This is a genomic window from Terriglobia bacterium (assembly GCA_020073495.1).
Lineage (GTDB): Bacteria > Acidobacteriota > Terriglobia > Terriglobales > Acidobacteriaceae > JAIQFD01.
In genome coordinates this window covers 708,441-731,547 of sequence record JAIQFD010000001.1, presented here as the reverse complement: position 1 = coordinate 731,547, position 23,107 = coordinate 708,441, and the positions used below count along the sequence as shown (strand labels likewise).

At 65.1% G+C, this 23,107-nt stretch carries 20 protein-coding genes and 1 tRNA gene; 10 read left to right on the top strand and 11 right to left on the bottom strand.

Annotated features, from left to right (window positions below):
* Positions 1-22: 22 nt before the first annotated feature.
* Together larB and LAN37_03330 are read left to right on the top strand one after the other, a co-directional pair.
* A complete protein-coding gene (gene larB / locus LAN37_03335; GenBank protein ID MBZ5646240.1) occupies positions 23-769 on the top strand; it encodes a nickel pincer cofactor biosynthesis protein LarB in 747 nt (248 codons plus the stop codon).
* A gap of 71 nt (positions 770-840) precedes the next feature.
* Positions 841-1,647, top strand: coding sequence for a VTT domain-containing protein (locus tag LAN37_03330; GenBank protein MBZ5646239.1), 807 nt, complete (start codon positions 841-843; stop codon positions 1,645-1,647).
* A 226-nt stretch (positions 1,648-1,873) separates the two neighbouring features.
* On the opposite strand, the gene LAN37_03325 is transcribed toward LAN37_03330, so the two are convergent.
* The 8 genes from LAN37_03325 to LAN37_03290 all read right to left on the bottom strand — a co-directional run bounded on the left by LAN37_03325 (position 1,874) and on the right by LAN37_03290 (position 10,840).
* The gene (locus LAN37_03325; protein MBZ5646238.1) at positions 1,874-4,450 is read right to left on the bottom strand and encodes an AsmA family protein; all 2,577 of its coding nucleotides are present in this window, start codon (positions 4,448-4,450) and stop codon (positions 1,874-1,876) included.
* 1 nt (position 4,451) lies between these two features.
* Positions 4,452-5,234: a signal peptidase I gene (gene lepB / locus LAN37_03320; protein ID MBZ5646237.1), complete on the bottom strand. Its 783-nt coding sequence runs from the start codon at positions 5,232-5,234 to the stop codon at positions 4,452-4,454.
* 14 nt (positions 5,235-5,248) lie between these two features.
* Positions 5,249-6,091, bottom strand: a complete 843-nt coding sequence (gene lepB / locus LAN37_03315; GenBank protein ID MBZ5646236.1) for a signal peptidase I — start codon at positions 6,089-6,091, stop codon at positions 5,249-5,251.
* Complete coding sequence (gene rnc, locus LAN37_03310) at positions 6,088-6,864, bottom strand: ribonuclease III (protein MBZ5646235.1); 777 nt, start codon at positions 6,862-6,864, stop codon at positions 6,088-6,090. Before rnc ends, lepB (LAN37_03315) begins: the two co-directional genes overlap by 4 nt.
* Before the next feature lie 49 nt (positions 6,865-6,913).
* Entirely contained in the window at positions 6,914-7,804 is an 891-nt protein-coding gene (locus LAN37_03305) for a tetratricopeptide repeat protein (protein MBZ5646234.1), read from the bottom strand.
* Between the two features lie 52 nt (positions 7,805-7,856).
* Positions 7,857-9,245, bottom strand: coding sequence for a tetratricopeptide repeat protein (locus LAN37_03300; GenBank protein MBZ5646233.1), 1,389 nt, complete (start codon positions 9,243-9,245; stop codon positions 7,857-7,859).
* A 201-nt stretch (positions 9,246-9,446) separates the two neighbouring features.
* Complete coding sequence (locus LAN37_03295) at positions 9,447-10,115, bottom strand: zf-HC2 domain-containing protein (GenBank protein ID MBZ5646232.1); 669 nt, start codon at positions 10,113-10,115, stop codon at positions 9,447-9,449.
* Entirely contained in the window at positions 10,112-10,840 is a 729-nt protein-coding gene (locus LAN37_03290; protein ID MBZ5646231.1) for a sigma-70 family RNA polymerase sigma factor, read from the bottom strand. The genes LAN37_03295 and LAN37_03290 overlap by 4 nt, the downstream gene beginning before the upstream one ends.
* A 325-nt stretch (positions 10,841-11,165) precedes the next feature.
* On the opposite strand from LAN37_03290, the gene LAN37_03285 reads away from it, so the two are divergent.
* Positions 11,166-11,241, top strand: a tRNA-Ala gene (locus tag LAN37_03285).
* Between the two features lie 152 nt (positions 11,242-11,393).
* Here LAN37_03285 and LAN37_03280 read toward each other — a convergent pair.
* Positions 11,394-11,705 (bottom strand): hypothetical protein, encoded by a 312-nt coding sequence (locus tag LAN37_03280; GenBank protein MBZ5646230.1) that lies wholly within the window; start codon positions 11,703-11,705, stop codon positions 11,394-11,396.
* Between the two features lie 71 nt (positions 11,706-11,776).
* Positions 11,777-16,135: a DEAD/DEAH box helicase gene (locus tag LAN37_03275; protein MBZ5646229.1), complete on the bottom strand. Its 4,359-nt coding sequence runs from the start codon at positions 16,133-16,135 to the stop codon at positions 11,777-11,779.
* Positions 16,136-16,224: 89 nt separating this feature from the next.
* Here LAN37_03275 and LAN37_03270 point away from each other — a divergent pair, with 89 nt between their 5' ends.
* The 3 genes from LAN37_03270 to LAN37_03260 are packed head-to-tail and all read left to right on the top strand — an operon-like array spanning position 16,225 to position 17,464.
* On the top strand, positions 16,225-16,434 hold the full coding sequence (locus tag LAN37_03270) for a hypothetical protein (protein ID MBZ5646228.1): 210 nt from the start codon (positions 16,225-16,227) through the stop codon (positions 16,432-16,434).
* Between the two features lie 11 nt (positions 16,435-16,445).
* Entirely contained in the window at positions 16,446-16,781 is a 336-nt protein-coding gene (locus LAN37_03265; GenBank protein MBZ5646227.1) for a hypothetical protein, read from the top strand.
* Positions 16,782-16,840: 59 nt separating this feature from the next.
* Positions 16,841-17,464, top strand: coding sequence for an HAD-IA family hydrolase (locus LAN37_03260; GenBank protein MBZ5646226.1), 624 nt, complete (start codon positions 16,841-16,843; stop codon positions 17,462-17,464).
* Positions 17,465-17,587: 123 nt separating this feature from the next.
* On the opposite strand, the gene LAN37_03255 is transcribed toward LAN37_03260, so the two are convergent.
* Complete coding sequence (locus LAN37_03255; GenBank protein MBZ5646225.1) at positions 17,588-18,604, bottom strand: hypothetical protein; 1,017 nt, start codon at positions 18,602-18,604, stop codon at positions 17,588-17,590.
* Positions 18,605-18,769: 165 nt separating this feature from the next.
* Here LAN37_03255 and LAN37_03250 point away from each other — a divergent pair, with 165 nt between their 5' ends.
* The 4 genes from LAN37_03250 to LAN37_03235 are packed head-to-tail and all read left to right on the top strand — an operon-like array spanning position 18,770 to position 23,035.
* Positions 18,770-20,449 (top strand): CTP synthase, encoded by a 1,680-nt coding sequence (locus LAN37_03250; GenBank protein MBZ5646224.1) that lies wholly within the window; start codon positions 18,770-18,772, stop codon positions 20,447-20,449.
* A 21-nt stretch (positions 20,450-20,470) separates the two neighbouring features.
* Entirely contained in the window at positions 20,471-21,307 is an 837-nt protein-coding gene (kdsA, locus tag LAN37_03245) for a 3-deoxy-8-phosphooctulonate synthase (GenBank protein ID MBZ5646223.1), read from the top strand.
* Between the two features lie 16 nt (positions 21,308-21,323).
* Complete coding sequence (locus LAN37_03240; protein MBZ5646222.1) at positions 21,324-22,109, top strand: class I SAM-dependent methyltransferase; 786 nt, start codon at positions 21,324-21,326, stop codon at positions 22,107-22,109.
* A gap of 56 nt (positions 22,110-22,165) precedes the next feature.
* Positions 22,166-23,035 (top strand): thioredoxin family protein, encoded by an 870-nt coding sequence (locus LAN37_03235; protein MBZ5646221.1) that lies wholly within the window; start codon positions 22,166-22,168, stop codon positions 23,033-23,035.
* Positions 23,036-23,107: the final 72 nt, after the last annotated feature.

Below are 23,107 nucleotides of genomic sequence, written 5' to 3'. Positions count from 1 at the left end.
TTGGCGATTGCCGAGTGCTCCCGTGAAGGCTGAATCCATCCGCAGATTGTTCGAAGACGTCCGCCGGGGAAAGCTCTCGGCGGACGAGGCCGTCTCGCGTCTGCGGCATCTTCCGTTCGAAGATCTAGGGTTCGCCAAGGTGGACCACCATCGCGTGCTGCGCGCGGGCATGCCGGAGGTGGTGCTGGCGGCGGGGAAGCCGCCGGGCCAGGTGGCGGAGATCTTCGCACGGCTGGCGCGGCACAAAACCAACGTCCTGGCCACGCGCGCCACCCGCGAGCACTACGATGCCGTGCATGCCGCGTTACCCAAGACCGAGTACCACGAGCTGGCGCGCGCCATTGTTTTGCAGCAGGATCGGAAGAAGTACGGGAAGGGAACGATCGCGGTGGTGTCGGCCGGCACCAGCGACATCCCCGTCGCCGAAGAGGCGGTGGTCACGGCCGAGGTGATGGGCAACGACGTGGAGCACGTCTACGACGTGGGCGTCGCCGGGATCCATCGCCTGCTGGCGCACCGCAAAGCCCTCACCAGGGCGCGAGTGGTGATCGTATGCGCGGGGATGGAAGGGGCGTTGCCCAGCGTGGTGGGCGGCCTGGTGCGCGTGCCGGTGATCGCTGTGCCCACCAGCGTGGGCTATGGCGCTTCTTTTGAAGGCCTGGCGGCCTTGTTGGGAATGCTCAACTCCTGCGCCTCCAACGTGAGCGTGGTCAACATCGACAACGGCTTTGGCGCGGGATACGTCGCCTCCGTGATCAACCGCCTCTAGACCCCGACCGCAGTCCGGCCCGCGGACTCTGAATCCTCCAGGCCGTTCGCGACTCCAATGAACGAGAGACCATGAAAGAGATCCTCGAATTCCTGGTGCAACACGGGTACGTCGTCCTGTTCGCGTGGGTATTCGCGGAGCAGGTGGGTCTGCCGCTGCCCGCGGTCCCGGTGCTGCTGGGAGCGGGCGTGCTGGCCGGCATGGGACACATGAATGCCGGTGGAGCGCTGCTGGGCTCGGTGGCGGTCTCGGTGGCGGCGGACCTGCTGTGGTATGCGCTGGGAAGGCGCCGGGGGGCGAAGGTACTGGAGCTGCTCTGCCGCATCTCTCTGGAGCCCGATTCGTGTGTCCGCCGCACCGAGGACGTGTTTGCCAAGTACGGCCCGCGCACACTGCTGGTGGCCAAGTTCATTCCCGGGCTGAGCGTGGCCGCGCCACCCATGTCGGCGGTGGTGCGCATGGGGTTGGGCCGGTTCCTGCTGTTCGATGCGCTGGGCGCGCTGCTCTGGGCCTTCTCCTTCGGCGCCCTGGGCTACATCTTCAGCCATCAGGTGGAGGACGTCGCCGCTTACGTCGGCCAGGTGGGGACCTTCCTGATCTGGCTGCTGTTCGCAGCGGTCGGGTTATACATCTACCGGCGGTACCGGCAGCGGAAGGCGTTCCTGAAGGAGCTGGAGGTGGCGCGCATCACCCCCGAAGAGCTCAAGGGGATGCTGGAGCGTGGCGAGGACGTGTTCATCGTGGATCTCCGGCACCCGCTCGATTTTCTGCCCTATCCGTCCACCATCGGAAACGCGCTGCGCATGGCGCCCGCGGAGCTGGAGCAGCGGCACCAGGAGATCCCGCGCGACCGGGACATCATCCTTTACTGCACTTGACCGAATGAAGCGACCAGCGCCCGTGTGGCGCTGCAATTGAGAGCGAAGGGCATCCAGCGCGTTCGGCCGCTGCTGGGCGGCTTCTTCGGCTGGAAAGAGAAGGGCTACCCGCTGGTGGAGGTCGATTTCGGCCAGCCTGCGGCCGCCGCCTCTTAGGGATCCTTCTCCGTGGCCACGCCGCTCAGCACGGTGGCGCAATCGGTGATGGGTGCGCGTGTGCACCGCTTCATCGCCGCAGGGCGGCCTCGGTTGGCGTCTTTTCGACGGAGACCTGCGGCTTTTGGAGCGTGCCCTCGACCGCGATCGCCGGCCCAATCCGCGGGGTCAGCTTCAGATCGAGCTCCCGCGCAAGCGACGCCGTTCCAGTGACCTCATAGATGCCGGAAGCGGTGTCCATGCTGCTGTCGGTAAAAGTGAGCTTGCCGTCGTCGAAGGCGGCGTGGCCCCGCAAGCGAGGGAAGCGCAGCGCCTCCGACCCGCGCAACGACAGGTGGCGCAGGACCCCGTCGCGCCACTGGAAGTCCAGCATGCCGGAGAGCGACTCCAAGAGCTCCGACGCGTTCCAGCCAGCCAGGCTGGCCTGGTAGGTGGCGTGCGCCGTGCCACTGGCCCAGTTGTCACGCATGGCGGTCGAGATCTGCGCCAGCGAAATGCCGTCGAGCGTGCCCGTGCCGGAGTAGGCGGGCGTGTTGCCGGAGAAATCGGCCTGCCAGCGGCCCTGCTGCTTGCCGCCGAACAGCTCGCCGCGAACGTCGCTGAGGAGCAAGTGCCCGTCCCCGAGCTTTACCTGTGCGGAGACGTGGGTCACCACCACCGACTTGAGCAGCAAGCGGCCGATCAAGATGCGGCCCTCGGCGCGGAGCCGCCCCACCGCAGCGATGTCGTTCGCAGCCTGGCCGCTGACGAACTGGTACCAGGGACGGCTGCGCAACTGTGGATTCAGCAGGCGGTTCAGCTCATCTGTGCTGAGCTGGTCGGAGCGGAGATCGAACTGCACGATACAGGTGGCGGCGAAGTCGCAGCGGCGGGGAAATTGCAGCCCCCCCCCGAACGCCAGGTGCAGGTTCTCAAACGCGCCGATGATGTTGGTGATGCTCGCGCGGTCGGGGGCCAGCGCGATCACTGCCGACGATAGATGGAGCGGAGCGGCGACGCCCGGCAGTTCCGCCGTCACGTTCTTCAGTTGGACTGTGCCCACGGGCAACGGCGAGCCGAAACCGGCCCAGGCTCCAGCAACGTCTAGGTCCACGCGGGCGGCGCCGGGGATGTCGCGCCGCGGCGCAGGCACGCCCAGCCCCTGCGCGACCCGGAGCAGACGCCGGAGATCGGCGTCACCCTGAATGCTGACCGAGTAGCCGGCCCGAGTCACAGTCGCGTGGACACTGGCCGGCGCTGCGCCCCCTAGGGCAACGGGAAACGAAGCGACTTCGAGTTGCAGATGCTGATAATCCGGCGCCGCGCGGCGGTGAGGCCCGCCCGCCAGGGTGGGCTGGAAGCTGAAGTTGATGGCGCCAAGCTCGAGAGCGGCGTCAAGGGTCTGGGAGCGGAGAACGAACCCGTTGGTGCTTCCCCCGCCAGTCCAGGCCTGGATGCTCTTTGAGTCCTCGGGCACGGTTTTCAGGGCGAAGGCGGCGTCGACATCTCCGTCCGCGCCCAGATCGGCCGGCAGGTCGCGCTTGGCGTGCTGCGCGAACCGCACCACCTCCTGCATGGGGACATCCTTCGCTGCGATACTGAGGCCGTACTGGCGCTCGCCGAACAAGTGGACGATCTGCCCGCGCAGGGTGACCTGCCCATCCCCTGCGGGAACGATGCACAACATGTTGGAAAGTGTTTCGCCATCGACGGAGTAGTTCCCGGTGCATCTGGTGCGGAGAGCGAACGGCCCGCCGCTCATGATGTCGTAGCGGCGAAAGTCATCGACCCGGGCGTCCACCGCGAACTGGAGCTTCGCCGGGGTGCCGGCAAGATCGGCGGTTACATCGGCCGAGCCGCGCCAGCCGCGATCACGGTCATAAACCAGCGTGGTGAGTTGCCCGAGCTGCGCCCGCTCCAGCGTCAGATGGAGGCTTACCGGAGTCTCCCGAAACGCCCCGGCGCGGCGGAAGGTACCGCTGACGCGGATTCGGCCGGTGTCACTCAGGTTGAAATCGGTGCGCACCGGGCGCGCGTTGAGCCGCATGTTCCATTCGTCTTCCTGCGCCAGCCAGAGGGAGAATTCGGCGTCGGTGAGCGCGAAGGCCTTTTTCTCCTGCCCGAGCTTGAAGTTGATACGTCCGGCCGCAGCTTCGATGTAAGGAAAGCGCGGGCGGGCTTCGGCGCGGGCCAGGGCGGTGGGAGCGGTGGGCACCTGCGAGGCGCGCGCCAGCAGCCCTTCTACGTTCCAGCGCCCGTCGACGGCCCGGACCAGGTTGAGGCTGGTGTAGCGAAGGCTGAGGCTGGCAATCTCCAGGCGTCCTCCCCACAGGGAAGTCAGGCGCAACGATGCCGTCACCGTCTCGGCGCGCAGCATGGGTTCGGCGCTGATCGTCGGATCGTCGTAGACGACGAAGTCCTGGACGTCGAAGCCCGGCCGGGGGAGCAGGCGGAGGCTGACGGCGCCGAAGGTGACCTTGCGCCCGAGCGCGCCCCCGATCGAGCCTTCCAGGCGCGCGCGGAAGCGCTTCAAGTTCACGTACGGCGGAACAAAGAGCGCAATCATGAGGCTGACGAACAGCGCGAATACGATACGGCGTCGGGTTCGCCTCGCGGAATCAAAACGAGGTCCTTCGCCCGCGGGCTCCGGCAGGGGGACGGCGGACATCTCAGCGCACCAGCTTGAACATTCGCCGCCAGCGAGTCTGGTCGAAGAAGTGAATGACCACTTTCCCAATGAACGCCAGCCGGTCTCCCATGCTGGTCTTCTGGTATTGGTCCTTTGGCGTCTCGAACGACCAGTAGACGAACATGGGGCGGCCGATGATGTTCTCGCGCGGGATGAATCCCCAGTACCGGCTGTCGTAGCTTATGTCGCGGTTATCTCCCATCGCAAAGTAGCTGCCGGCGGGGACCACCAGGTCGCTGTCCTGGATGTGGGAGTGCATGGCCAGGTTCCAGTCCGCCGTGATGGTGGTGCCGAACGAAGGCGGCAGGTCCGGGAAGTTGTCGCGGTAGGGGTTGTAGTCGCCCCGGCTGCGGATGACGTACGACTCGTCCTGCGGCTGGCCGTTGAGGTAAACCTTACCGTCCTTGAGGTGAAGGCGATCGCCGGGGACGCCGATGATGCGCTTGACCACGAACAGTCCGGCTTCGGCCGGCGAGAGGAACACGACGATGTCGTTGCGCCGGATGTCGCGGTAGGGCATGAGCGGGCCGGCCCACCGCGCCCGGGGCGCGTACGCCACACGGTCCACGAACACATGGTCGCCGATCAAGAGCGTGTCCTCCATGGAGCTCGACGGGATCTCGAACGCCTGGAGGATGAAGGTGATGATGAACAGGCCGGTGACCAGGACGACCGCCAGCGATTGGACGAATTCGGCCGGAGTTTCTTCCGGCTTCTTTTTCTTGCCCTCAGATTTTTCGGGTTCTTTCGCCTTCTTGGCCAAGCGCTGTCCTTCGGCTATTTCACGATGCGGAACGTGCGGTCCCACCGTGTGAACTGGAGCAGATGAGTCAACACGAATGCGAAACGCGACAGTGTATCATCCGCGAACGCGCTCTCAGGGCCGTCGGGATGGCGCACCGACCAGTAGATGATCAAGGGACGGCCGATGACGTTTTCCCGCGGGACGAACCCCCAGTAGCGGCTATCCAGGCTCTCGTCTCGGTTGTCGCCTAGCACGAAGTACGCTTCCGGGGGGACGACGAGTTCGCCCTCGTGTACCCATTTGCGCATCTGGAGCCACCAGCGCGCCTCGACAGAGCCGCCGGCATGGGCAGGGGAAGGGAAATCGTCACGGTAGACGTCTTTCCCATGGCCGTTGTAGACGACGTAGTTTTCTTCGACCGGCCGGCCATTCACGAAGACGCGCTTGTTCACCAGGTGGACGCGGTCACCCGGCAGACCCAGCACCCGCTTCACGAAGTGCTGCGAGGGATGGACGGGGTAGCGGAACACGATGATGTCGCCGCGCTGGATCTCGCGATAGGGCAGGATCCTTCCCCACACTCCGCCGTGCCCGAAGCGGACCTTATCCACCAGCAGGTAGTCGCCGATCAGCAGTGTGTTCTCCATCGATTCAGACGGGATCTGGAAGGCCTGTACGAGGAAAGTGATCACAAACACCGCGATGACGACGGTCACGCTCAGGGACTGTGTCGAGCCGAGGATGCTGGCGCCGGAAGATTCCGGCTCTTGCAAGGGCACGTCAGCGGGCGGCAGTGCGGGCTGCGGCGCCGCTTCGAGGGCGGGGGCCGGAGCGGACGATTCCGGAGGGGGGGCGTAGGGAGGCACTTCGCTCATTCGTCGGCTCCGTGCGCCGCCTGCCCCGGTAGCGCGCGCAAGTCCGCAAGCGCCTGCCGTGCGGCGCGCTGCTCCGCCGTCTTCTTGGTCGGCCCCTCGGCGTGGGTGACGTAGTCTCCGGCGCCGTTGGTCCCCATGCGCACCCGCACCTCGACCGTGAACAGCTTGTTATGTTCCGGGCCCTGCTCCTTGACGACCGAGTAGATGGGCTGGGGGCGACCCCCGCCCTGCAGGAACTCCTGCAAGGCGGACTTGTGATCGGTGACCGGGAAGACACCGCCGCTCTGCTGCTCCAAACGCTGCAACTCGGGGTTGAGGATGCGCTCGACGATGAAGCGCTGCGGGACTGCGATGCCGGAATCGAGGTACATCGCCGCCAATACGGCTTCCAGCGCATCCACCAGCAAGGCGGACTTGGCGCGGCCCCCACTCTTCTCTTCGCCCCGGCCCAGACGCAGGTAGCGGCCGAGGTCGAGATCCCGGGCGACGCGGACGAGATGCCGCGCGCTCACCAGGTGGGCACGCATCTTCGAGAGCTGTCCTTCCTGGAAGTGAGGGAACCGCTCGAACAGGACCTGGCTGGTCACGAAGCCGAGCACGGCATCGCCGAGGAACTCGAGCTGCTCGTTGTCCGCGGCGCCGGGGCCCTCGTCGGCGCGTGCCTCCGACTCGTGCGCGTGTGAGCTGTGGGTGAGCGCCTGTTCCAGGAGTGCGGGCCGCCCAAAGTGGTGGCCCAGGGCATGCTCCAACGCCGAGATTTTCTGCTGTTCCATAGATGCGAGCGGCAGGGACGCGTGGGTCGCGCCCCCACCTAGTCGTCTGCTACCTCGGGGTCGTCTGCGGCGCGGGAGTCGCCGTGCCGCCGGAACCCGTCAGCTTCTTCAGCCGGTCGACCTCGGCTTGCGCCTGCTTGGCCACCGGTTGGTCTGGGGGGGCGGTGGCAGCCGCCTTGTTCGCCTCGGTCAGCGCCTCAGCATACTTGCCCTGGCGGTCCAGCGTGACCGCGAGGCGGAGGTGCGTCATGGGATCGCCGGCCCCGCCCGTCGCCTGCAGCGACTGGCGGAGGTACTTTTCCGCGCCGGCATCGTCCTTGCGCTTGAAGGCTATCAGACCCAGCGCATCATAGGCGCGCGCCTTGAGGTCGGCCCTGATGCCGTCTACCTGGTCCTGGGTGACGTTGGCTGCGAGCGTCAGGCTTGTGTCCACATTCTGCAGGCCAGCATTGGCATCCTTGACGGCTTCGTCGAACTTCTCAGCGGCGTCGATGTCCGTTTCGCGGGTGGTTTCCGCCAGCACGGTGGCGGTGTAAACACTGGCCACCGGATTGGTGGGTTCTAGCTTCAATGCCTCGCGCCCCATGTCAATCGCTTTGTCCGCGTTGTTCGCCTGAATGCTGTTGAAGAACACCACCGTGTATAGCTGGGAGGCGAGTTCGCTCTGCGGGTACTTGGCTTGGAACTCGCGGGCGGCAGCTTCCCCGGCGGCCAGGTCGGGACCCTGCGCGGAGCCGAAGGCGGTGTTGAAGGCGGCGTACTCTTCCGGGGTCTTGGCCTGCGGCGGCGGCTTGACGCCCTTCAACGGGGCGGGTGCGGGGGGATGGGCTTGCGCCGCGGGCTTCGTCTGCGTGCCGCTGCTGCCTGCCGGTTGCGCCTGCGCTGCGGCAAGTGAGGCGATGGCCAGCACGGCCGCTCCGGCAATAAGAACTCGCTTCATTAGAATCACTCCCTTTTTCCGAACTGGATTGTATGCCCTCATTGCGGTGCTGCTAACGACGCTGCGCCGGCGGCTGGTAAGGTTCCTTCAACCCATGTTCGGCCGCTGCTTTGGTATCGGGCGTCGTGTCTCCGGCGGCCAGTGCAGCACGGTAATGCTGCACCGCCGATTCCCGGTTGTCCTGTAGATCAAAGATCCTTCCCAGATAGATATGCGACCAGGCCACCAGCCTGGGTTCGCGGGCGACGGCCAGGGTCCGCTCGAAGTAGGTGCGCGCGCCCTCGACATCGCGGTCCAGAGTCGCGGCCCGCGCCAGGATGAACAGGGCGCGCGCCGGGTCCTCGTTGCCCTCATCGAGCGCCTGCCGCGCCATGCGTTCCGCGGAGCGAAGATCTCCGGAAACCAGCCGCTCCTCCGCCAGATCCAGCAACTGTGCTCGTCTCAGCCTGGATGCGCGCACAACCTCGGGAGAAGCTTGCGGGCTGAAACGGATCTCCAACGCCAGCTTCTTTTCGCGCCCGACGTCGATGCCGTACAGCAAGTCACCGAACGCGTCCTTCAGACTCGTCGGTTCTTTTTCAAACGTCCCCAGCACAGCGTAGAAGTACCCGGTCAGGACGAAGCCTTCCCGCGTCGAGACCTCGACCAGCTTACGCTGCTCGGCCTCGGGCGCCTTGCCGTCGTGCAGCGTTCGCGCCTCGATGGCGCGGATCAGGCACTCGGTCACCAGCAGCGCGGTGTCGTGCTTGTACTCGTCGGCCATGGGAGCGTTCTTGACTGCCGACAGCAAGGGATCGAGCTTCTTGAGCGAGTTGGCGCGCTTGAGGGTGAGCGGGTCAAGCAGGTAATGCAGGTAGGTATGACGGATCTCCGGCATGCGGAGGGACCCGTTCTCCGGCGCAATGACCATGAAGTAGTCGCTGCCGAAATTCCGGGAGTTGACCTGACCGGGGGCGGCGAGCGGCTCGATGTAGATGTCGAACTGGCGCCCGACGTAGCGGCTGCTCGGCATCTTCAAGTAGACGTCGGTGGTCAGGATCATCCGGGCGACCGGCTCGTGGTACCGCTCCACCAGGGCTTCGTAGTCGACGCGATGCTTCTGCCAGATCGAGCCCAGACCGGCCTGCGGGTAAAAACGCTGGAGGATGGGGACCATGCCGAGGACGTACGCGGCATCGGGCGGCAGGTCGGATTCGCGCCGCAGCAGGTCGAAGCGCGGTGGTGCTCCCAGGTTCAGCGCCAGGGAGACGTATTGCGCCAGGTCGAGCCCCGGATCCGGCTGCTGGTGGTCCTTGTAGAAGCGGCACAGCTCGTCCCGCGTCGCGCGCGCCGCGCCGGAGCGCTCCACCGCCTGCGCCACTTCGCCGCGCACATGCTGGCGCAGCGGTTCGGAAGCGCGCAATTCGGCGTCGTAGCTGCAGGCGTTGATGGCGGCGGTCACGCTGAACAGGGTCTCGCTGACGTCCAGTGTGAGATCAGAGCCCTGCTGCGCCAGCGATGGCGCCGCCAGCGCCAGGCTCAGCGCGCAGACCGCAACGATTCGGAAAAACAGACCCAGACCACTCCTCCTGGAGCCTCGATTGGGTGGGATTCAGCTAGTTTACTTCACGGCCGCCGGCCAGCGTCAAACGCCGGGCCCGACCTATCCCTTCACGTTGATCTTGGCAAACGACACTACCGCGCGGCCCACCGTCGGCCGCCCGAACGAAGTCGCCGGGCGGAAGGTGGTGAAGATCATCACATTGTCCAACTGCGTGGTGTAATGCGAAGCATCCTTGGGGCCGGAGATGATGCGGTACTCCTGCACCCGCCCCTTGGCGTCCACCAGGGTCTCGACCACCAGCGACTCGGGAATGGCGTTCGCGATCCCCGGTTCCACGGGCACGGTCGCCAGCTGCGGCGGAGTATAGAAGATCGGCACCTCCTGGTCCGCAGCCGAGACCGACGAAGGCAGGGCGAAGAAGCCGATCATGACCCCGAAGAAGATCACGGCACTGACCAGGCCCGCCGTCGCCGGGATCATGAACCCGTTCAACGCATTCTCGAGACGGACCGACCATCGGTTCCACGCACGCTGGCGGCGCAGCGCAGCCTCGCGCGAAATGGCGACCCGCAGCTTCAGCGCCAGGTCCGCCGGCGGCCGCTTGCGCCCCAGTGCGGCGACCATCTGCTGGGTTCGGCGCAGCTCTGTGTAATCGGCGGTGCAAGCGGGGCAGCCTTCCAGGTGCTCGGACAATTTCTGCATCTGCCCGCCGGTCAGCGCGCCATCCAGATAGGACGAGAACAAAGACCGGATATCCGTGCACTTCATGACGTGACCTCGATATTCCTGGCGGTGACTCCCGCGCCTGCTTTCGCGGAGCGCGCCGCAGAACCACCGCGCAATCCCAGTTCCGGCCCGGTTTGCTCGACGTATGCCGTCAAGCGTTTCTTCAGCGCTTCGCGGCCGCGCATCAGCCGCGACTTCACCGTGCCCAGCGAGACTTGCAGGATCTCCGCAATCTCCTCGTAGGAGAACTCCTCGATGTCGCGCAGGACCACGGTGGTGCGGTACGGCTCGGGCACCTGCTTCAGCTCCATCTCCACGCGCGAACGGACTTCCTCATGCGAGACGGCGTCGAACGGCGACTCCGCGTCGTCCACCAGGAACTCTCCCAGGCCACGGCTTTCTTGCGGCTCCAGCGGCTCCAGCGAGCGTTCCCGGCTCTTGTGGCGGAACCACCAGCGGCGCTGGTTGGAAGCCTCGTGGATGGCGATGCGGTAGATCCAGGTCTTCAGGCTGGCTTGGCCGTTAAAATGTTTCATGCCCCGGAACACCTTGAGGAAGACTTCCTGGGTGACGTCGGCCGCATCGCTGGGATCGTTCAGCACGCGATACACCAGGCTGTAGATGGACTGGTGGAATTGCGCGATGAGCCAGGCGTAAGCGTCCTCGGAGCCGGCTTTCAGCTCGGCTACCACCGAGGCTTCTTCCGCCCGAGCTGCAATAGCGCTGGCCAAGTTGCCCAAAGTAGCTGCTCCCGCCACGGATCTCATGGCGTGTACACCTCAAGGTTAGCAGGATACAGATACGGCAACAACAGCCCTTCTACAGCCCTGCAGTTGCTTGCGTTCCATACATATAGACGCCGCCGGAGCCGCGGAAGTTCCCACGTCCCAGGCGTTTAGGGCCGTTTTGCACCCCCGCCCGCTGACCTTCGGTCCGGTACCTCGGATCACAAGCCGAGTCACCGTCCTGTTGAGAGAACGGTGAAAGACCTCCGGCTTGCAGTCAATATCAGAACGGCCCGGCATTTGACTAAGCGCGCAGCCTGGGCGAGAATCTTTAAGCACGACGTCAGCCGGTTTTCCCGCCTTGTGTGGGCCTGTGGCGCAGCTGGGAGCGCGCTTCCATGGCATGGAAGAGGTCGTCGGTTCGATCCCGACCAGGTCCACCAATCTCTTTGTTGGCAGAGTCTTCGGAGGAGGTCCTTCGGCAGCGCTGCGCCCCGCCTCAGGATTTCCGCAGCGGGCTCCCGCCTCCGCTGCGCTCCGGCTCACGCCCGCTAAGCGCCTCAAGTTCGATCCCGACCAGGTCCACCAATCCTTTCTATGCTGTGATGACTACGACAATCTGGTTACAGTTCTGCCCGGGATTGAAGTTCACCTTGACCGAGGTGTTCATGGGGAATTGGCTGGCCGTGTTGCCACAGAACGTCAACTGGTTGGGCATGCCGCTGGTTTGCAGGGTCACGAAGGTGACCTGGATCATGCTCCCGTTGGCGGAAGTCGTGGAGACCTGAACCGAGCTCACGGTTCCGCTCACCACCATCATTTGTCCGGGTGTGAAACCGCCGGTCGCTGTGATGCTGCCGCAGTTGGTCAGGGATAACGCGAGAACGAAAACAACGAGGGGACGCATACCGCACCTACACTTCTCAATATTCTATGACAGTTGGGATGGAAAAAGGTTTCGCGCTTGGCGTCTGAACGTTATTGAAGTGCGGCGATCTTCAGCCCGGCCTCTCCGGGCTCTACCGGCACTCCGTCGCGATACGTGACCATGTTCCCTGAGATAGCCGGCACGCGTTCGCCGGGCACCAGGATGCCGACCAGATTTAGCGGGTCAGCCGCGGAGACCGTGATGGTCTCGCCGGAGGGTGGAACGGTTCGCATGTTGCGAACCGAATCCACCGCCACCGGCAGCGCGAATTGCTCTCCGAGAAAGCCGGAAACGAAGCGGCCGCCGCGCACTTCACCACGATCTTCCAATCGGCGAAACGCGAGGTGCAGTTCGCGCCACTTGGGCACCACCGATTCGCGCGCCAGCAGGTCGCGGAAGACCACGCCGTAGCGGTGCAGCAGCATCCAGCAGGTGGCCTCGACCGCCTTGTTGCGCTCCGCCGCCTCAGCCGAATAGAGCAGCGACCAGCGGCCGGCGCTGTGGCGTGGCCGTGCGCTGCGCTGCGAGCCCTGCCCGGCGCGGCGCCGCGGATCGATGAGCGACCGCAGATTGTCGAATCCGTCGGCGGTGATCATGCCAGCCGCGACCAGTTCCCACAGCGCTGTCTCCACCTCCGCCTTGAGTTTTCCCGAGCCACGCACGATGTCGGCGAAGAACGACGCGCCGCGCGTCTTCAAGAACTCCAAGACATCGCGCGCGCCCTGGCCCAGGCCTCGCAGTTCGCCGTCGTCGGCACGATGGGGCAGCATCCAGTCGGATTCTTCGCGAATGAAGAAGGTGATCGGAGCCACGCTGGTCGGGATCACCCGCCGCATGCTCTTGGCCGAATCCTCCAGCGTTGCCGGATGCGGCGAAAGCCGGCCCCAGCCCACCGCGCCGGTCAGGCAGAGCTGGTCAAGCACCGCGGGATCGTACTCGGAGATGCGCCGCGCCAGGATCTTCCGCTCCCAGGCATTGGCGGGAACCTCGAACCCCTGCAACTGGCGCAGGACTTCCAGGGTGCCGCGCTCGCCGCGGGTTTGCAGGCCCGGCGCGACGTGCTGCCAGCGCAGCAGCCAGCGCATGAACTGCGCCGCTGTCACCGGCTCGATCTGCTTGCGCAGCGTTCCCAGGGTCAGCCGATGGATGCGCGCCAGCAGCCGTCGCTCGCACCATTGCTCTTCGTGTGGGATATCGTGTGGGACAGCCGCCCCCGGCTGTCCTTCAACAAATCTTCCGCGCAGGATGATGCCCGCGGCTTCCATTCGCAGCAGCGCCTTCTCCACTTCGCTTGAGGGAATGGCGAGGATGGCGGCCACCTCCCGGGCCGTGGTCGGCCCAAGGTCCCCCATCCAGCCGGTAACGCAGGCGAGCAGGGCTTCGTCGGAAGCCGGCGCCTCGCCCATCTCGGCAACACGGCCCTCGAATGCAGCGTCACGATAGACGCTATGGAACGCCTTGGCGCGCTCGGTGGCGACCCAGAACGTCTTTCCGCCAGCTTGCGCGCGTGCCGCCCTGCCATCGCGCGCCAGATCGTCGAAAAACCGGCCCCATAGGTCCGCAGGCTGACTGTGCGGAGCGTCGAAGCCCTCGGGCACGACTGTGCGTTCAAGGGTCTCCGGCAGGGCGATGACGCTCAGCAGCGTGTCGTGCAGTTCGTCGGCGTCGCGAATCTCGGGCCAAGCGTCCGCCTGTACCTCGGCGATGGCAGCGGGCTCGAGACGGCCGACCTCCTGAAGCACCGACTCCGGCAGCGTGCGCCGCATGTTGACGGCGCGGGCCCGGCGTTCCTCCAGCGGTGCGTCGTCGAGATACGCGTACGGGTTTGCGTTCAAAATCTCGTGGGAGAACACCGACGGAATGGGCGTATCCACCGCGACGAACTTGATCGTCCCATCCGCCAGCCCGCGCAGCACCTGCTTGAGGCCGTCAATGTCCATGGCCTCGTGCAGGCAGTCTTTCATCACCTCGCGCACCAGCGGGTGGTCGGGGATCTCGATGTCGCCGGTGATGTTCTCCTGGCAGGCGGCGACGTCGGGGAACACCGACGCCAGCAGGTCGTCGCCGCGCATGCGCTGGATCTGCGGCGGCACTTTCTTGCCGCCCTGGAAGCGCAGCAACGCCAGCGAGCGGTTGGCGTCCCAACGCCAGCGCGTCTGGAAGATCGGCGAACCGGTCAGCACCGCCTGCTCCAGAACCGGCTGCACGCTCTCGGCTTGCAGAAACTGGAAGACATCGGCCAGCGGGAAGCTGTGCTGCTCGGCCAGCGCGATGTTGAGGCCGTTGTCGGTGGCAGCCGCCTGCAATTCGAAGTTGAACGAGCGGCAGAAACGCTTGCGCAGCGCCAGCCCCCAGGCTTTGTTGATGCGCCCGCCGAAGGGCGCGTGAATGATGAGCTGCATTCCGCCGCCCTCGTCGAAGAAGCGCTCGGCGATGACCGTGCGATGCGCCGGCACCGCGCCCAGCACCGCGCGCCCGGTCACGACGTACTCGATAGCCTGCTCCGCGCCCGCATCATCCAGCCCGCATTCTTGCTTCAGCCACGCCACCGCGTTCGCCACCTCGGGCAATCTCTGGTTCGCGTGCCCGGGGACGGTGTTCGGAACCAGTTGCGAGATCTTCTCGCGCAGCTCCGATACTTGCGCCGAAAGCTCCGTGGTCCGCGACGGCGCCTCGCCGCGCCAGAAGGGGATCCCGGGCGGCGCACCGTGCGCGTCTTCGACGAAAATCTTTCCCGAGCTTCCTTCGATGCGGCGGATCAGCCACGAGGTGTTGCCCAGCAGAAAGATCTCCCCCTTCATGCTTTCGACGGCGAAGTCCTCGTCCACGGTGCCGACCACCATGCCTTCAGGCTCGGCAACGATGGTGAAGAGGGCGTTGTCCGGGATGGCGCCGCCGTTCAAGATCGCGGTCATGCGGGCGCCGCGCCGCGCGCGCAAGCGGCCGTTCACCTGGTCTCGATAGAGGTACGCCCCGTAGCGGCCGCGCCGCGAAGCCAGGCCTTCGGACAACATGGTCAGCAGCGAATCGAATATTTCGCGCGTGAGATTGCGATACGGATACGCGCCCCGCACCAGCGCGTACAGCTCGTCTTCCTTCCACTCTTCCGCCGAACAGGCGGCCACGATCTGCTGCGCGAGGATGTCCAGCGGCTCCTCGGGGATTATCAGCCGGTCGAGATCTCCGTGATGGATGGAGCGCACCAGCGCGGCGCACTCGATCAGCTCGTCGCGCGTGGTGGCGAAGATGCGTCCTTTGGGCACGGCCCCGCGCCAGTGACCCGCGCGGCCGATGCGTTGCAGAGTCACCGCGATGGAGCGCGGCGAGCTGAGGTGCACCACCAGGTCCACCGTCCCGATGTCGATACCCAGCTCCAGCGACGCGGTCGCCACCAGCACCTTGACTTCGCCGTTCTTGAGCCTCTTTTCCGCGGCCAGGCGCAGCTTGCGCGCCAGCGAGCCGTGGTGCGCGGCCACCGCATCCTCGCCCAGACGCTCCGCCAGATGGTGCGCCACACGTTCCGCCAGCCGCCGCGTGTTCACGAACACCAGCGTGGAACGGTGCTCCCGCACCAGCGCCGCGATGCGGTCGTACATCTCGTCCCACATCTCGTTGGAAGCTACCGGCCCAAGCTCCGAGTTCGGCACCTCGATCGCGAGATCGAGCTGGCGCTTGTGCCCGATGTTGACGATGGCGGGCGCGGGCCGGTTCGATCCCGTCAGGAAATGCGCGACCAACTCGATCGGCTTCTGCGTGGCGGAAAGGCCGATCCGCACCGGCGGCCTAGTCGTGAGTCGCTCCAGGCGCTCCAGTGAGAGCGCCAGGTGCGCGCCGCGCTTGTCATCGGCGACGGCGTGGATCTCGTCCACGATCACCGTCTCGACGTCGCGCAAAATGGCGCGGCTCTTCTCCGCCGTCAGCAGGATGTAGAACGATTCGGGTGTAGTCACCAGGATGTGCGGCGGGCGCTTCAGCATCGCCCGGCGTTCGTGCATGAGCGTGTCGCCGGTGCGGACGGCCGTTCGGATCACCGGCATCAGCAGCCCGCGCTCGCCGGCCATTTGCAGGATCTCGCCCAGCGGGACTTCGAGGTTCTTCTGAATGTCGTTGCCCAGCGCCTTCAGCGGGGAGATGTACAGGACTTCGGTGCGGTCTTGCAGATTTCCGCCCAACGCCTTGCGCACCAGCCGGTCGATGCAGATGAGGAAAGCCGAAAGCGTCTTGCCGGAACCGGTCGGGGCGGAGATCAGCGTGGTGCGGCCGGCCAGAATCTCCGGCCAGCCCTGCTCCTGCGGCTCGGTCGCCGACTCAAAGCGGCGCTCGAACCATTCCCTCACGATGGGATGGGCCCAGGCCAGCGGACCGGCTGCGCCCCTCTCTGCTAATTCGCCCCATTCCCCCGACGACATCCTGCCATTTTAGGACTTCGGCCACAGTTTCGCAAATTCTTCGCCCCGGACGAAAGGAGTATCATGGGGACGAGCGGGGAGACCGCGTCATGTACAAGTACGCGCTTGCCGGCGTGGTGGTCGCCTTCGTCCTGACCGTCTTCCTGGCGGGATACCTGCTCCGCTGGGTAGGACACTTTGGGCCGTACGCAGTCTTCGCCACAGCCATCGGCTTCCGCGTAGCGGTGCTGGCGCTGGTGGTCTGGCTGGCGCTGTCGCTCATCTACCGCGGCCCCGGACGCCTGTCGAGCTTCTTGTAGAATCCCGCGGGATGGGGACCACACTCAAAGACCTGATCCGATGCCCCAAGTGCGGCGGCTCGGAGATCGTCTATTCCTGCGAGCCCAAGTGCTGCTTCAACCACGTCTGCGCCGACTGCCGCAGCACCTTCGAGATCAACACCCACAAGACCGGTCAGTTCGACCGCGAGTCCAAGCTGGAGTTCCGCGAGCCAGACTCGGGCGACCCCACGACTGGCTGCGCTGCTTGCGACAGCCTGAACCTCGCGGTCCTGCGCAGCGATCCGAGCGAAACGCTGCTGGTCTGCGGCAAGTGCCGCGCGGTGCTGAAGCTCGCGATCGAAGAGTTCGTCCCTGGGACGTTTTAGCCCGCGTGTACAATCACGTGTTCCCCAACTGAGTACCGAGTAATGAGCACCGAGTACTTATGTCCAAAGCCCGCGCAAGAAAGATCAAGCTCCTCCTCCTCGATGTGGACGGCGTCCTCACCGACGGCACCATCTGGTTCTTTCCCGCGCCGGCGGGCGCGCAGCAGAGCCTGCGCGAAGACGCCCGCGCCCACGCCGGCAAGGGCGGCTACGCCATCTCCAGCGACCAGTTCGTTGAGGCCAAGGGATTCCACGCCCACGACGGCACCGCCATGTCGCTGGCGCGGCTCGGCGGCATCAAGGTCGGCCTCATCACCAAGCGCATCTCCGAGACCGTGGCGCTGCGGGCGCGCGACCTGAAGATGGACCACGTGTACCAGGGCTGCGCCGACAAGGTCGCCGCCTTCCGCGAGATCATCGAGAAGGAGCGCCTGAAAGAAGACGAGGCGTGTTACGTCGGCGACGACGTGATCGACCTTCCGGTCATGCGCCGCTGCGGGCTGGCCATCGCCGTCGCCAATGCCCGCGAAGAGGTGAAGGACGAAGCCCACCTGATCACCGACCACGCGGGCGGCGCCGGCGCCGTGCGCGACGCGGTCGAATACATACTGCGCGCGCAAGGCAAGTGGGACGAAGTCGTGAAGAGCTACGTCTCCGACCGCGCTCCTAACACGAAAAAATAAGGACGGCCGACCACGGATCCTCACGGATCAGAAAGAGATGGAAGAATCCGTGACCATCCGTGTGAATCCGTGGTTTATTTCTGAATCTCTCTGCGTTCTCTGCGATCTCTGCGGTGAAATCAACTATTTCGGCGGACGTCCTTGCAGCACCGGTGACGGCGTCGTGCCGCTCTCGGTATTCTGGGCCGGCGTAGATTTCCAGGCAGTGGCATTGGCGGGCGCCGCCGGGTCCACGCCGAAATCCCAGACGTACACGTTGATCTCCTTGGAGCTCAGCATCTCCACGATGGCGTACTCGCCCGTTGGCAGCGGCGCCGCCGGTGTGACCTTCATCCAGCCGCCGGGCATCCGGGTCACGGCGGCCTCCACGAATGTCTGCTGCTGTTTTACGCTGCCGGTGATGGCGATCTTCAGGTTCCCGACCACGCGCGCGTCTTTCTTTTTCTCCAGGCGCACGATGCGGTAGCGTTCGGCCGGCGCGGGCGGCGGCTCCTGGCTACCGACGCGCGCTGTCGCGCCCGAATCGTTCGAATCGCTGTCCACATTCACGTATATGACCGGCAGGGTCTCGTGCGCCTGTACGGTCGCCCGCGCGCCCTTCAACTCGATGCTCTGCCTGGCCCCCGAGAAGGGGTTGAGCGCCGCCCGCAGGATGTTCCTGCTGGTCTGCTTGTTGAGCTCGCTTCCGCTCTGCACCAGTTCGGCGATCTGTTTCTTGCCCTGGAAGTCATCCAGCAGGTACACGCCCCCCTGGGACGGCAGGCGCAGCCCCGGTGCCACGGTCGGCGACTTCGCATCCTCTTCCTTGCGCTCGGCCTCAAACTCTTCCGAAAGCTCCTTGATTTCCGCCGATTCCTTGCCCGACTCCCGGTCCTTCTCCCATTTTTCGGTCGCTGGCCAGTCCACCAGGTCCTTCGGGAGCTCCTCCCACTCGAAGCGCTCGGCGCTTAGGTAGCGGACGCGGTTCCCCTTGATCTCGTACTTCGAGACCGACTGGTAGCTGCCATCCTTCAGGATCAGGCGCTTGGCGCCGTCGGCGTTGGCAGCCGGCGACAGCAGGCACGACAGCGCCGCCAGCACCAGGGTCAGCATTGCGGCTTTGGCAAACACGCGCACGCGGAATCCAGGGATCTTCTGCACTTTGTTTGGATGCGCTCCTGCCGCCTCCCGTTACCGGCGCGGCAAGACTAGCCAGTCCAGTACGATTCTGCCATAATTGGTCGTGCACCCCTGTATCGCCCAGGCGACATCCAGCCGATGCCTGGGAGAACCAGCCCTTCAATCCAAGAGCGAGTCGAGGAGCAGATGGCGAAATACATCTTCGTGACGGGCGGCGTTGTGTCTTCCCTGGGCAAGGGTCTGGCGGCGGCTTCCATCGGCTGCCTGCTGGAATCCCGGGGACTCAAAGTCAATCTCCAGAAGTTCGATCCTTACCTCAACGTCGATCCCGGTACCATGTCGCCCTTCCAGCACGGCGAGGTGTTTGTCACCGACGACGGCGCCGAGACCGACCTCGACCTGGGCCACTACGAGCGCTTCACCCACGCCAAGCTCTCCCGCGATAACAACTGGACCACCGGCCGCATCTACGAGCAGATCATCGCTAAGGAGCGCCGCGGCGACTACCTGGGCAAGACCGTCCAGGTCATCCCCCACGTCACCAACGAGATCAAAGCGGCGATGAAGAAGGTGTCGCAGGAGGTGGACGTGGCCATCGTGGAGATCGGGGGCACGGTCGGCGACATCGAATCGCTGCCCTTCCTCGAGGCCATCCGCCAGATGCGCCAGGAACTGGGCCGCGAGAACACGCTCTTCGTGCACGTTACCCTGGTGCCGTGGATCGGCGCCGCCCAGGAACTTAAGACCAAGCCCACGCAGCACTCGGTGAAAGAACTGCTCTCCATCGGCATCCAGCCCGACATCCTGCTGTGCCGCACCGACCGCTTCCTGTCGAAAGATCTGAAGGGCAAGATCGCGCTGTTCTGCAACGTCGAAGAGCAGGCGGTCGTGACCGCCAAGGACGTGGCCTCGATCTATGAGGTCCCGCTCGTATTCTCGAAGGAAGGCGTGGATTCGCTCGTTCTCAAGTACCTGCACATCGAGGCCAAGGAGGCCGACCTCTCGAGCTGGGAAGAGCTGGTGCACCGCGTCTATAACCCCAAAGACGACGTGAAGATCGGCATCGTCGGCAAGTACGTCGAGTACGAGGATTCCTACAAGTCGCTGAAGGAAGCGCTGGTGCACGGCGCGCTGGCGCACAACCTGAAGCTCAGTCTGACCTGGGTCGAGGCCGAGGGCCTCGAGACCAAGGACAAGGAAGACCGCAGCTACGAGTCGCAACTGGAAGAGTTCGACGGCATCTTGGTGCCGGGCGGCTTCGGCAAGCGCGGCATCGCGGGCATGCTCAACGCCATCCGCTACGCCCGCGAACGGAAGGTCCCGTACTTCGGCATCTGCCTGGGCATGCAGACCGCCTGCATCGAGTTCGCCCGCAACGTCTGCGGCCTTGAGGATGCGAACTCCAGTGAATTCGACCCTGCCACCCAGCACCGCGTCATTTACAAGCTGCGCGAACTGCGCGGTGTCGAGGAACTGGGCGGCACTATGCGTCTGGGCGCGTGGACCTGCAAGCTCGAGCCGGGCTCGCTCGCCAACAAGGTTTACGGCGCGCTGGAGATCAGCGAGCGCCATCGTCACCGCTACGAGTTCAATCGCGAGTACGAAGCGGTGATGACCGGCGCCGGTCTACTCATCACCGGCTCCACCCCCGACGGCACCTATGTCGAGATCGTCGAACTGGCCGACCACCCGCACTTCCTCGGATGCCAGTTCCACCCTGAGTTCAAGTCCAAGCCGCTGGAGCCGCATCCGCTCTTCAAAGCGTTCGTCGGCACGTCGTACGAGGAAGGGAAGAAGCGCCGCGCGCAGAAACACGCCGCCGAGGTCGAGATGTTCTTGCGCCCGGAGCGCGCCGCGAAGCGATAAGATTTCCTGACGGCTGACCGCATGACGACCCACATCGACCGCTCCTTCAAACTCGACAAGATCACCATCGGCGGGCCCGAGCTGTTCCTGATCGCCGGTCCTTGCGTGATCGAGAGCGAGGACCACGCCATCAAGATGGCGGAGTCGATCGCCGGTGTCTGCCGCGCCCTGCGCCTGCCCTACATCTTCAAAGCCTCCTACGACAAGGCCAACCGCACCTCCATCAAGAGTTTTCGAGGTCTGGGGGTGAAGGAAGGCCTGCGCATCCTCAAGAAGGTCCGGGATACGGTGAAGGTCCCCGTGCTCACCGACGTGCATGAAGCCGTGGATGTGCAGCGCGTCGCCGAAGTCGCAGACGTCCTACAGATCCCCGCCTTCCTCTGCCGCCAGACTGACCTGATCGTCGCCGCCGCGCGCAGTGGGCGCGCGGTGAACATCAAGAAAGGACAGTTCGTCTCGCCCTGGGACATGCGTCACGCGGTCGAGAAGTGCCGCTCCTCCGACAACGACAAAGTCTTTGTCACCGAGCGTGGCAGCTCGTTCGGCTACAACAATCTGGTGGTGGACATGCGTTCCCTGGCCATCATGCGCGAGTTCGCGCCCGTGGTCTTCGACGCCACGCACTCGGTTCAGTTGCCCTCCGCTGGCGACGGCGCCCAGTCCGGTGGCCAACCCCAGTTCATCCCCGTACTGGCGCGCGCCGCCGTCGCCGCCGGCGTCGACGGAGTCTTCATGGAAGTCCACGATGATCCGGCGCGGGCCAAGTCCGACGGCCCCAACGCCCTCGATCTCAAGAAACTCCGTGGCGTGCTCAACGAGCTGCTGGCGGTGCGAAAGGCGGTCACGCCTGCCCACTGATCCAAAGCCAGCCATCGTGGACGATTTCCTCTCCTGGCAGAAGGACGTCTGGGACGCGATGTCCCGCGCCTACGAGCAGGAGATAGATCCGCGCATGGCGCCCATTGTCGCCGGGGTGGTGCGCCGCGCCGCGCCGCGGGCCAACACCACGGCACTCGATCTCGGCTGCGGGACGGGAAGCGTGGCCATGAAACTTGCCGCTGCCGGAGCACGCGTGCGCGCCATCGATATCAGCGAGGAGATGCTGCGCATCACCGAGGCCCGGGCCGCCCGTGCCGGCTTCGACGTCCGGGTGGACGAAGGCCGCGCCGAGCACATTCCCGCGCTCGACGCCTCCTGCGACCTGGTCACCGCCAGCCTCAGCCTGATGTTCGTCGCCGACAAAGCCGCGGCCGCCGCCGAGATCGCCCGCGTCCTCAGGCCCGGCGGACGCTTCGTCGCCTCCGTCTGGGGTACCCCGGAGCAGTGCGATATCGTCCGCTTCCAGCGCCTGGTCGGATCGTTCGCGCCCGAACCCCCGGTCAAAGGTGTCGGCCCCGGCTCCCTGGCCGACCCGAAACCCTTCTTGCACGTGCTATCGCGCCATGGCGTTTTGGCGCACGTCGAGCCGGAGATGATCACCTGGGGCCATCCTAACCTGCAACATGCCTGGGACACCTTCACCAACGTCACCGCGTTGCGCATGTCGCCTGAGCAACAGGAAGCGGCGCGTTCCGAAATCATGAAACAGATGTGGCCCGACCCAGCCGCCCCGCGCACTTTCCATAACCTTGTGTTGTACATTGTCGGGGAGCGTTCATAGCGACTGCGCGCACGTTACGATCCCTCGACCGGCTCGTCTCAATCATGAGGACCCAGGTGAGATTCGCGTCTATACCCGTCCTGATTCTCGTCCTCTCGGTCTCTGCTCTTCCGCAAGCCGTCGATCAACTCCTTCCTCCCGCGCTCTCGTCCGCGCTCGAGCACTGGCGGGCAGCGGTGCTTTCCGGTAACGCAGAGGCCCTGAAGCGGGTCTATACCGCCGCCCCGCAGATCCAGAACCCGAAGAAAGAGTCCATCAGCCTGCCCGACGAGCTCCAGTTCTGGACTTCGCAAAAGAAGAATGGCCTGCAATCGATCGCGCTCGACATAGTGAAGGTGGACCCGCCGCAGAATGGCATCCAGTACGTCAAATTCGAAGCCGAGCTGAAGAACAAGACCGCTGCGGGCGCGAGGACGAATTACGTCGTTGCCATCCAAGGCTGGCAGGTGGGCTCCGCGCCCAGGATAGCCTCGGAGACGCGCACCAGCATCCTGCGCATCAAGCAGCCGGTCCGGCTCAATCCCAAGCTCTACGATCCCGCCGCCGACGCCAGAGCCGAGATCCGCGAGGCGGAGCAGCGCGCCGGGCGCGAGCACAAACGCGTGCTGCTGATGTTCGGCGGCAACTGGTGCTACGACTGCCACGTGCTCGACCTCGCCTTCCACAGCGGCGACGTCGAGCCCACGCTCGACAGGAACTACATCGTGGTTCACGTGGACGTCGGCGAGTACGACAAGAATCTCGACCTGGCGGAGAAGTACCAGATCCCGCTGAAGAAGGGTGTTCCCGCCATCGCAGTGCTCGATCCCGCGGACAAGCTGATCTTCAGCCAGCAGGCGGGCGAGTTCCAGGCGGCGCGCTCCCTGTCGCCCGAGGACGTGGTCGCCTTCCTGCGGAAATGGAAACCGGCGTCTCACGCCCGCTGATGGTCTGTTACCATCTCTGCTTCCCGTGAACCGCATCGGCGAAAACGTGGTGCGCATCGAAGCCGAGGCCCT